Raw genomic sequence first — 7,111 nt, 5'->3', positions numbered from 1 at the left:
GTGCGATGTGTGCGATGTGTGCGATGTGTGCGATGTGTGCGATGTGTGCGATGTGTGCGATGTGTGCGATGTGTGCGGTGTGTGCGGTGTGTCAACTCTATTCAGCACGGGTCGCGTGCATAAAAAAAGGATGGCCAGCGCCATCCTTTTTAATCACATCAACATGGTGCCAAATCAGGCATACACAGGCAGACGCGCACAGATATCCAGTACCTTCTGCTTGGTGCGCTCAATGGTCGCTTCGTCGTTGATGTTGTCCAGCACGTCAGCGATCCAGCCAGCCAGCTCGCGCACATCTGCTTCTTTGAAGCCACGACGTGTAACCGCTGGCGTACCGATACGCACACCGGAGGTCACAAATGGACTCTTCGGATCGTTAGGTACGCTGTTTTTGTTCACAGTGATGTTAGCACGGCCCAGCGCGGCATCAGCTTCTTTACCGGTCAGGTTTTTGCTCACCAGATCGATCAGGAACAGGTGGTTATAAGTACCGCCTGAAACGATGTTGTAGCCACGCTCCAACAGAACTTCAACCATTGCTTTGGCATTTTTAGCCACTTGCTGCTGGTAAGATTTGAACTCTGGCTCCATTGCTTCTTTGAACGCTACCGCTTTACCCGCGATCACGTGCATCAGCGGGCCGCCCTGACCACCCGGGAATACCGCAGAGTTCAGTTTTTTGTACAGGTCTTCATCACCGTTTTTCGCCAGAATCAGGCCACCACGTGGACCCGCCAGGGTCTTGTGGGTGGTTGAGGTGACGATGTGTGCATGTGGAACTGGGTTCGGGTACACATCAGCGGCGATCAGACCGGCAACGTGAGCCATGTCAACGAACAGGTAAGCACCCACGCTATCTGCGATTTCGCGCATTTTTGCCCAGTCGCACACGCCAGAGTATGCAGAGAAGCCACCGACGATCATTTTTGGCTTATGCGTTTTAGCCAGCTCAGCCAGTTCGTCGTAGTTGATTTTGCCGGTTTCGTCGATGCCGTAAGGGATGACGTTATACAGCTTGCCTGACAGGTTCACTGGTGAACCGTGCGTCAGGTGACCACCGTGCGCCAGGTTCATACCGAGGATGGTGTCGCCCGGCTGCAACAGCGCAGTGTAAACCGCGAAGTTAGCCTGTGAGCCTGAGTGCGGCTGCACGTTGGCAAAGTCTGCACCAAACAGCGCTTTCGCGCGATCGATCGCCAGCTGCTCAACGATATCAACGTATTCACATCCGCCGTAGTAGCGTTTGCCCGGATACCCTTCGGCATATTTGTTGGTGAGCTGTGAACCTTGCGCCTGCATAACGCGTGGGCTGGTGTAGTTTTCAGAAGCAATCAGTTCGATGTGCTCTTCCTGACGCACCTTCTCTTGCTCCATAGCCTGCCACAACTCGGCATCATAATCGGCAATGTTCATATCACGCTTTAACATCCGGCATCTCCTGACTAGCTAACTTTTTTAACGGCAGTTTAGGCCCCGGCAAGGGGCGAAGGCCAACAGTGTAAACGGTTTTGTCAGGTGACGGTAGCGCCAATCCCCTCTTTTTACGCAAACGATTGGCACGGCGCTGGAACGGGTTTTTTACGCATTTTTGCAAGCTTGTAAATCACGATATTTGCTCATGCTGAAGGGGAATATTTTTCAGGTTTGTGGGTCAGCTTCCAGCTTCGGCACTTAACCCGCAAACAAAACGGGGGATTTACAGGCAAGATGAACGATCATAAGATGCATTTAAAATACATGTTTAAAATCACTGTGAGGCCTTCACCATGCTAGATGCACAAACTATCGCTACCGTTAAGTCTTCCCTGCCCGCTATTGCTCAGCTTGGCCCGCAACTCACTGGCCACTTCTATCAGCGTTTGTTAACGCAACACCCGGAACTGAAGAACGTTTTCAACATGAATAATCAGCGCAGCGGCAATCAGCGTGAGGCGCTGTTTAATGCCATTGTCGCCTACGGCAGTAACCTGGAGAATCTGGCAGTGCTGCTGCCGGCGGTAGAGAAGATTGCGCAGAAGCACACCAGCCTGAATATTCAGCCCGCGCAATATGCGGTAGTCGGTGAAACGTTGCTGGCCACCATCGAAGAGTTGCTCAATCCCGGCGATGACGTCTTGCAGGCATGGGGCAAAGCTTACGGCGTGCTGGCGGATGTGTTTATCCAGCGTGAAGAAGCGATTTATTGCGCCTCAGAAGAGAAAGTCGGCGGCTGGCGTGGCGCGCGTGACTTCCGTATTCGCACCATCAACACTGAAAGCTCCGTGATTAAAAGTTTTGAGCTGGTACCTAACGATGGTCAGCCCGTCGCTGATTTTCTGCCCGGACAATATCTGGCCGTTAGTCTGCGACCTGAAGGAAGCGAAAATATCCAGCATCGCCAGTATTCACTCACCCATCTACCTAACGGTAATTCCTATCGTATCGCCGTGAAGCGCGAGGAACACGGCAGCGTTTCCGGTTGGCTGCACACCCATGCGAAGGTCGGTGATATTGTGCAATGTGCGGCTCCAGCAGGTGATTTCTATCTGCAAACGACAGGAACCGCGCCGGTCACACTGATTTCTGCCGGTGTCGGCCAAACCCCAATGCTGGCGATGTTAGCCAGCCTGGCCGAGCAACAGTATGCAGGCGCGGTTAACTGGTTGCATGCGGCCGAATGCGGTACACAGCATGCTTTTGCGGATGAAGTGCAAGCCACAGGTGCTCGCCTGCCACATTTCGCCAGCCATATCTGGTATCGCGAGCCGGAAAGCGTGGACAGTAGCCGTTTTGATGCGCAGGGATTAATGGATCTCGCAGGCATCTCCAGCCAATTGAATCAGGCCGACCGCCAGTTCTGGCTCTGCGGCCCCCTGCCATTTATGCAGTTTGTCGCGCGGCAGCTGGTCGATGCCGGTATCAGTGCCGATCGTATCCATTATGAAGTTTTTGGCCCGCACAAAGTGCTGTAAACAAAAAAAGCCTGCATCATGCAGGCTTTTTAACAGGCTAACGAAGGGGCTTAGATCGCCTCTTCGTCCTCTTCACCGGTACGGATACGCACCACGCGCGCCACGTCGAACACAAAGATTTTGCCGTCGCCGATTTTGCCGGTCTGCGCGGTATTCATAATGGCTTCAACGCAGGTGTCGACGATGTCATCACCGACCACCATTTCGATTTTCACTTTTGGCAGAAAATCGACCATGTACTCCGCGCCACGATAAAGCTCAGTGTGGCCTTTCTGGCGACCAAAACCCTTCACTTCACTGACCGTCATCCCGGTGATGCCCACTTCAGCCAACGCTTCGCGCACATCATCGAGTTTGAATGGTTTAATAATTGCATCGATCTTTTTCATGACAGATCCTTTTTTCACTCCCTCCATGATGGACGGATAACAAGTAGTATATACCCGTCCTGCTTCAAGTTGCAGAGGGGTTGGCGGCTCTCTTTTCCCCAAATCGCTTGAAGAAGTAAGCTCATCGGGATGCTTTCGTTTGCCGTCTGACTGCAACTCAAATTATTTGGGGTAGTCAATGGATGAATCAATATGCCGCAGCAAGCTACTCTTTAAATTCACTGGCGTCCAGCTCATGGCGTGACAGCAGCTTATAGAATTCTGTACGGTTACGTCCAGCCAGACGCGCAGCGTTGGTGACATTTCCTTTGGTCATTTGCAGCAATTTGCGCAGATAGTTGAGCTCAAATTGATTACGTGCTTCAACAAAAGTCGGCAGCGCCGTATTTTCACCCGCTAACGCCTGCTCAACCAGCGCATCACTGATCACGGGTGATGTGCTCAGCGCGACACACTGCTCAATCACGTTGACCAACTGCCGCACGTTGCCGGGCCAGCTGGCCCCCACTAAACGTTTCATCGCATCCACAGAGAAGCTGCGCACGAAGGGTTTATGGCGTTCGGCCGACTGGCGCAACAGATGGTTCGCCAGCAGCGGAATATCTTCTGCACGTTCATGCAGCGCCGGAATCTTCAGATTCACCACATTGAGGCGATAGTAGAGATCCTCGCGGAAACTCTTTTTCTCCATCGCTTTGGGCAGATCGCGATGCGTGGCCGAGATGATGCGCACGTTGATATCGACATCCCGATTACTGCCAAGCGGACGCACTTTTCGCTCCTGCAAGACGCGCAGTAGTTTGACCTGCAAAGCCTGTGGCATATCACCAATTTCATCAAGAAACAGCGTGCCACTCTCCGCCGCCTGAAACAGCCCTTCACGCGCACTCACGGCACCGGTGAAAGCCCCTTTGGCATGACCAAACAGCTCAGACTCCAGCAGTTGCTCCGGTAGCGCACCACAGTTAATGGCAATAAACGGCTTGTTTGCACGCGGGCTGGCGGCGTGAATCGCCTGAGCCAGCACCTCTTTGCCGGTACCGCTCTGGCCGTTAATCAACACGCTAACGTCGGATTGCGCCACCATGTGCGCCTGATCCAGCAAACGCAGCATCAATGGATTGCGCGTTACCACGGCCTCACGCCAGGTGTCATCGCTGACTGGCGCGCGCTGTGCCAGCGCTTCATCAATGGCTTTGTACAGCGCGTCACGATCCACTGGCTTCGTCAGGAAACTGAACACCCCCTGCTGCGTAGCGGAAACCGCTTCGGGAATCGAGCCGTGCGCCGTAAGAATGATCACCGGTAAACCCGCATGGCGCTTCTGGATTTCGCCAAATAACGCCAGCCCGTCCATTTCATCCATACGCAGGTCGCTGATCACCAGATCAACTTTCTCTTTCTGCAACTGGCGCAGCGCATCCGGGCCACTTGCGGCGGTGGTCACCTGATAGCCTTCACTGCTTAAGCGCATGCCAAGCAGTTTTAGCAGGCCGGGATCGTCATCCACCAGCAGTAAACGTGCAGACTGTTTCATGGTCACTGATCCTCACTTTGTGCATCACTGGCACCGTGCGATGTATCGCTGCTGTCCGCCGGTTTACGGGACGACAGCTGACGTTCGATGTCAGTTAAGCGCTCAAGCTTACGCTGAGTCTCCTCCAGTGATTGACGCAGTTTGGTTTGCTGCTGGCGCAGGCTGTCCAGCTCAGTGTCGTGGCTTTGCTGGAGTGCAGCATAGCGGCTGCGTTCACCGCTTAACGCCAACTGCGCCGCCTGATTGCTACGCCACAACATCAATAACGGGCGCACGGAGGCTGGATAGGAAGCGCTGTAACCGTCTAGCGTATCGACGAACTGGCGGCGCTCAAAGGGCGTCACATTGCCATTTGCCAGCAGAATGCCTTGTTTAAAAGCACGCGCCCAGCCTTGTACTGGCCAGCGTCGTGCCTCAGCCCGCGCTTCCGCTGGGGATAAACGCTCACCACAGTCGATAGCACGCTGCCAGTAAAGGGGGTTGCTCATTGCTGCTGGCGTTTCAATCTTCCACACGTTTTGACAATCGGTCGCCAGATAATCAGGCAACCGCACTTCTGGCTCAGGAAGATTGGTGCCATCGTGTAACGCGCTGCCCGTGGACGGTGTCTGGCAGGCACTCAAGCCAAATGCCACCAACGCGCAGCTAAAAAGTTTAATCAGGGTGTGTTTCATTAATCAGGCATTCCCGGCGCTGGTCGTCAAAATGATTCGAAAACAGACATCCGCATCCTTGCGCGTTACCAATTGCAAATCACCCTGCATCCTGCGCAGGCAATCTTTAGCGATGCTTAACCCCAGCCCGCTGCCTTTAACCGGCCCTTTGCGCTGCTGGCTGCCCTGAAAAAAGGGCTCAAAAATCATCGCCTGCTCTTCAGCCGGAATTGGTGTGCCGGTGTTCGCCACCTCAATCCACACCTGGTTGCCTTTCTGTTGGCTCTGCAGCCAGATGTTACCGGATTCGCTGCCGTAGTTCACGGCGTTCGAATAGAGGTTATCGATGACCCTTTGCAGCAATGTTGCCTCTGCCAGACAGTGCGCCACCTGAAGATCAACATGGGTGGTGATCTGACGCGCACCGGCGGGCAATGAATGGATTTTAACGACCGCATCAACGATGTCATTGATTGCTACCGGCTCCAGCACCATGGGGACATCCGCCAGTTTGCGGTTGTAATCCAAAAGTTGTTCGATGAGACGCTGCAAATGGCGGCTGCTGGTGTCAAGGATCGCCACCACTTCCTGCTGTTCCGCATTGAGCGGCCCAGCCACCTGATCGGCCAATAATTCCGTGCCCTCTCGCAAGCTGGCAAGCGGGGTTTTCAGTTCGTGTGAGAGATGACGCAGAAACTCATGTCGCTGCTCTTCCAGCCAGCTTAAGCGCTCGCTCAGCCACACGATGCGCTGACCGAGTGAACGGATTTCACGAGGGCCGCGAAAACTCACGCTGTCGCCGAGCGCTTTGCCTTGCCCAAGTCGGTTAATCATCCGTTCTACACGTTTTACCGGGCCGATAATCATGCCGGTAAACAGCAGCACCAGCGCCAGACTAATCAGAAACAGAATCAGCGCTTGCCAGCCGAAGAACTGACCGCGGTCGGCGATTTCGCGCTGGAGCTGCAAGCCACGCGAAAACACCACTTCACGCGTCTCCTGCACCATTTGCGCATTGGCATCAGAAAAATGTTCGAGGGCCGTGGCGGCTTTTGCCACTGGGTTACCGTTGTCACACTGCACACTGGCGAGCTGCGGCAAAGTTTCCTGCAGCGCTTTGAATGATGGAAGCTCTGGCAGGCTATCCGCATGGCTGGTGAGCATCTGGCCATAACGCGTCCACTGCGTTTGATAAAGCTTTTGCAAGGTGGCATCACCCAATACGCAATATTGACGATAACTGCGTTCCAGTTCGATCGCCGTGCGCGCCATCGCTTCGCTGCGGCGTACGTCGGTAAAAGTATTGCGATTGGTATCTGCAGCCTGATTACTGAGCGCAGACAAACTTTCCCAGGCTTGCCACGCCAGCACCAGCAATGGTAGCAGGACCAGCAAAAAAGCCATCAAGACTAACTGCCGCAGGGATCGGGGAAACAGACGCCATCTCTTCACTACCGCGCATCCTTCAATGTGAGCTGCTGGCATGCTAACGAAGTATCAATAGGGAAGAAAGTACAGAAAAGAAAACGGCAGCCCTTTTGGGCTGCCGTGAGAGCGACGCCGCAGCATCGCTTGCAAAAT

The 7,111-nt window shown here is 54.1% G+C and carries 6 protein-coding genes; 1 reads left to right on the top strand and 5 read right to left on the bottom strand.

The features are described from left to right. Positions 1-174: 174 nt before the first annotated feature. Positions 175-1,428 carry a serine hydroxymethyltransferase gene (gene glyA / locus ACCW76_RS18070; protein WP_045814929.1) on the bottom strand — a complete coding sequence of 418 codons (1,254 nt, stop codon included), beginning with the start codon at positions 1,426-1,428 and terminating at the stop codon, positions 175-177. 338 nt (positions 1,429-1,766) lie between these two features. On the opposite strand from glyA, the gene hmpA reads away from it, so the two are divergent. Further along, on the top strand, positions 1,767-2,951 hold the full coding sequence (gene hmpA, locus ACCW76_RS18065; protein ID WP_436339551.1) for an NO-inducible flavohemoprotein: 1,185 nt from the start codon (positions 1,767-1,769) through the stop codon (positions 2,949-2,951). 50 nt (positions 2,952-3,001) lie between these two features. Here the strand turns inward: hmpA and glnB are convergent, their stop codons facing one another. The 4 genes from glnB to ACCW76_RS18045 all read right to left on the bottom strand — a co-directional run bounded on the left by glnB (position 3,002) and on the right by ACCW76_RS18045 (position 6,982). Further along, positions 3,002-3,340, bottom strand: coding sequence for a nitrogen regulatory protein P-II (gene glnB, locus ACCW76_RS18060; RefSeq protein WP_034825643.1), 339 nt, complete (start codon positions 3,338-3,340; stop codon positions 3,002-3,004). A 205-nt stretch (positions 3,341-3,545) separates the two neighbouring features. Next, positions 3,546-4,877, bottom strand: a complete 1,332-nt coding sequence (gene glrR, locus ACCW76_RS18055; protein WP_038645380.1) for a two-component system response regulator GlrR — start codon at positions 4,875-4,877, stop codon at positions 3,546-3,548. Positions 4,878-4,879: 2 nt separating this feature from the next. Further along, a complete protein-coding gene (gene qseG, locus ACCW76_RS18050; protein WP_045814931.1) occupies positions 4,880-5,551 on the bottom strand; it encodes a two-component system QseEF-associated lipoprotein QseG in 672 nt (223 codons plus the stop codon). Between the two features lie 3 nt (positions 5,552-5,554). Beyond that, positions 5,555-6,982: a sensor histidine kinase gene (locus tag ACCW76_RS18045; protein ID WP_436339550.1), complete on the bottom strand. Its 1,428-nt coding sequence runs from the start codon at positions 6,980-6,982 to the stop codon at positions 5,555-5,557. Between the last annotated feature and the right edge of the window lie 129 nt (positions 6,983-7,111).

It is taken from the genome of Pantoea sp. C8B4 (genome assembly GCF_051336905.1).
GTDB classification, from domain to species: domain Bacteria; phylum Pseudomonadota; class Gammaproteobacteria; order Enterobacterales; family Enterobacteriaceae; genus Pantoea; species Pantoea rwandensis_B.
This window is presented reverse-complemented; position numbering and strand designations above follow the sequence as displayed.